A 2,455-nucleotide genomic window follows, 5' to 3' on the forward strand; every position below is an offset into this window, starting at 1 on the left:
TCGGCAGCGAGACGCCGGTGACGGTCACCCTCGCCAGCGCATCCCCCAGGCCGGGGACCAGGCGGCCCAGGCCGAGCCCGACGCCCATCGCGGCGAGAATCCAGACGGCGAGGTAGCGGTCGAGGAAGGACAGCCGGGCCGCCACCGGAGCAGTGGTCGCCCGGGTCACGAGGGGGCCTCGGCCGGCTCGGGCAGGGGCTGCCCGGCGGGGCGGGTGAGGATGCCGGCGAGGCGGTCGGTCATCTCCGGCAGCAGCCGGTAGTACACCCACGTCCCCCGCCGCTCGGAGGCGATCAGCCCGGCCTCGCGCAGGAGCCTGAGGTGGTGGGAGACCGTGGGCTGCGAGAGATCGAACGCCGGGGTGAGGTCGCAGACGCACACTTCACCGCCCGCCCGGGAGGCGATCATCGACAGCAGCCGGAGGCGCACCGGGTCGCCCAGGGCCTTGAAGACCTTCGCGAGCTCCACGGCCTGGTCCTCGGCGAGGGGCGCGGTCAGCAGGCCGGGGCAGCAACTCTCGGGGCCGTCCTGCCCGAGCACCACGAATCCTTGATTCGACATGCCTCTATATTGACGCCTGTCGATTCAAGGCGCAACCTTGTATCGAAGTCGATCGATACAGGGAGTCGAGGAGATTGCCGTGTCCCGAATCCAGCTCGCACTCAACGTCGCCGACCTCGAAGCGTCGGTGGCCTTCTACTCCAGGCTCTTCGGCGTCGGGCCCGCCAAGCGCCGGGCCGGCTACGCGAACTTCGCCGTCACCGAGCCCCCGCTCAAGCTCGTCCTCATCGAGGGCGAGGCCGGCCAGGACACCCGCCTGGACCACCTCGGCGTCGAGGTCGAGAGCACCGACCAGGTCACCGCCGCGACCGAGCGTCTGAAGGAGGCCGGCCTGGCCACCTTCGAGGAGAACGACACCTCCTGCTGCTACGCGCTCCAGGACAAGGTCTGGGTCCACGGGCCCGGCAAGGAGCCGTGGGAGGTCTACGTCGTCAAGGCCGACGCCGACACCCTCGCGAACAGCGCCGAGGCCGCTCCGGAGGCATGCCGCGCCACCACCGCTTGTTGCTCTCCCGACGAGCGGTCCACCGACCCGACCCGGCCTTCGGCGCACGCCGAAGCCGCCGCCGGTCGCGCGTGCGGCGGCTGAGACGCCGCAGCGGCGGCGCCGCCGAGCCGGAGCCCGCGGTCAGGTCCCGCATGGCCCGGGCGGACGCCGCCGTGTCCGCCGGTCCCCGCGGTCGGACGCGCCGGACCGCGGCGGGGACCGGCGGGGACCTGCGGCAACAGTGCCGTGCACGGGCCCGTCGGCCCCCTCGCCTCAGAGCAGCCCCGACAGCGGCAGGACGCGCTCGGCCAGCCGCCCGCGGAACCTTCCGTCGGAGGCGTCGGCTTCGGCCAGCCAGCCGGCGGCGAGCAGCCGTTCGACGTGCTCCGTGAGACCCTCCGCGGGCAGCCCGCAGAACGCCGCCACCCGGTCCGGGTCCAGACCGTCGTCCTCCGGGCCGCCGAGGCGGCCGTCGGGACGGGAGTGGGCGGCGGTGTACAGGGCGAGGAGCCGGGTGGCCGGGCCCGGCTTCTTCTTGCGGATCTTCCGGTCGCCCACGACCTTCTGCGCCCACCCGGAAATCCTGGCGCGCGTCGTCTTGCCGAAGCCGAACGGGCGGGGCCCGTCCGGCAGCAGCGCGGGGACGGTCACGGCGGCCGGGTTCTCGGACCGGGCCGCCATCACCTCGGCGACGGTGCACGGCAGGCGCAGCCAGCCGTCCGCGGCCAGCCGCTCCAGCACGGGCTCGGCGTCGTCCTGGAGCCAGCCGGTGAGGTCCTGCCCGGTGACGTTCCCGACGCCGGCCCGGGCGGCCCGCAGGGCGAGCATGAGGACCGCGAGCCGGACCTCGGCCTCGGGACGCGGCGCGTGCGCGGCGACGTAGTCCAGCACGGTACGGGCGTGCGCGGCCTGCGGGCGGGTCAGCAGCCGCTCCACCACCAGCGCCCCGCCGTCCGCCGAGCCGCCGACGGGGTGGCCGACGCGGTTCCCGTGCATCTCGAGGGTGGCGTGGATGGCCTTCTCGGACCGCTCCGCCTCCTCGCGCAGGGACTCGTCGCCCGTCACGTCGGCCCACAGGCGGAAGGCGCGCGCCTTGCGCTCGTGGAGCTCGGCGAGGACGGCGAGATCGGCCTCGGGACGCTGCTGGTACGCGCGGAACGCGTCCCCCAACTCCACGAGCTCCAGGCGCAGGACGTCGGGCTCCAGGTCGCTGGGCACGCTCCGCTGGGCGATCTTCCCGCACCGCCTCGGACGCCGGGGCGCCGCCCGGCGTGACGTCGCGCGGGCGTTCGGGACCGGCGCCGGCGCGGCGGGGGCGCCGGGCGCGGCACAGCCCGCGAGGGTCGGGTCGTGGTCGGAGAACACCACCGTCACCCCGCTCCCCACCGGCCCGCCCGCCGCGTCCCG

Annotated in this window: 3 protein-coding genes and 1 pseudogene; 1 reads left to right on the forward strand and 3 read right to left on the reverse strand. The window is 75.0% G+C overall.

Annotated features, from left to right (window positions below):
• Both JNW98_RS18195 and JNW98_RS18200 read right to left on the reverse strand, forming a co-directional pair.
• Positions 1-169 (reverse strand): annotated as a pseudogene (locus tag JNW98_RS18195) (ACR3 family arsenite efflux transporter); the annotation flags it as partial.
• On the reverse strand, positions 166-561 hold the full coding sequence (locus JNW98_RS18200; RefSeq protein ID WP_223769305.1) for an ArsR/SmtB family transcription factor: 396 nt from the start codon (positions 559-561) through the stop codon (positions 166-168). The pseudogene JNW98_RS18195 and the gene JNW98_RS18200, both read right to left, overlap by 4 nt.
• A gap of 79 nt (positions 562-640) precedes the next feature.
• On the opposite strand from JNW98_RS18200, the gene JNW98_RS18205 reads away from it, so the two are divergent.
• Positions 641-1,150: an ArsI/CadI family heavy metal resistance metalloenzyme gene (locus JNW98_RS18205; RefSeq protein WP_223769306.1), complete on the forward strand. Its 510-nt coding sequence runs from the start codon at positions 641-643 to the stop codon at positions 1,148-1,150.
• Between the two features lie 171 nt (positions 1,151-1,321).
• Here the strand turns inward: JNW98_RS18205 and JNW98_RS18210 are convergent.
• A partial coding sequence (locus JNW98_RS18210; RefSeq protein ID WP_223769307.1) for a hypothetical protein occupies positions 1,322-2,455 on the reverse strand: 1,134 nt, incomplete at its 5' end.

This window comes from Streptomyces huiliensis (assembly GCF_020037025.1).
GTDB classification, from domain to species: domain Bacteria; phylum Actinomycetota; class Actinomycetes; order Streptomycetales; family Streptomycetaceae; genus Streptomyces; species Streptomyces huiliensis.

Bases quoted from the DNA above. Each gene is read 5' to 3' on its own strand.
- JNW98_RS18200 (WP_223769305.1), bottom strand. From the start codon at position 561: ATGTCGAATCAAGGATTCGTGGTGCTCGGGCAGGACGGCCCCGAGAGT.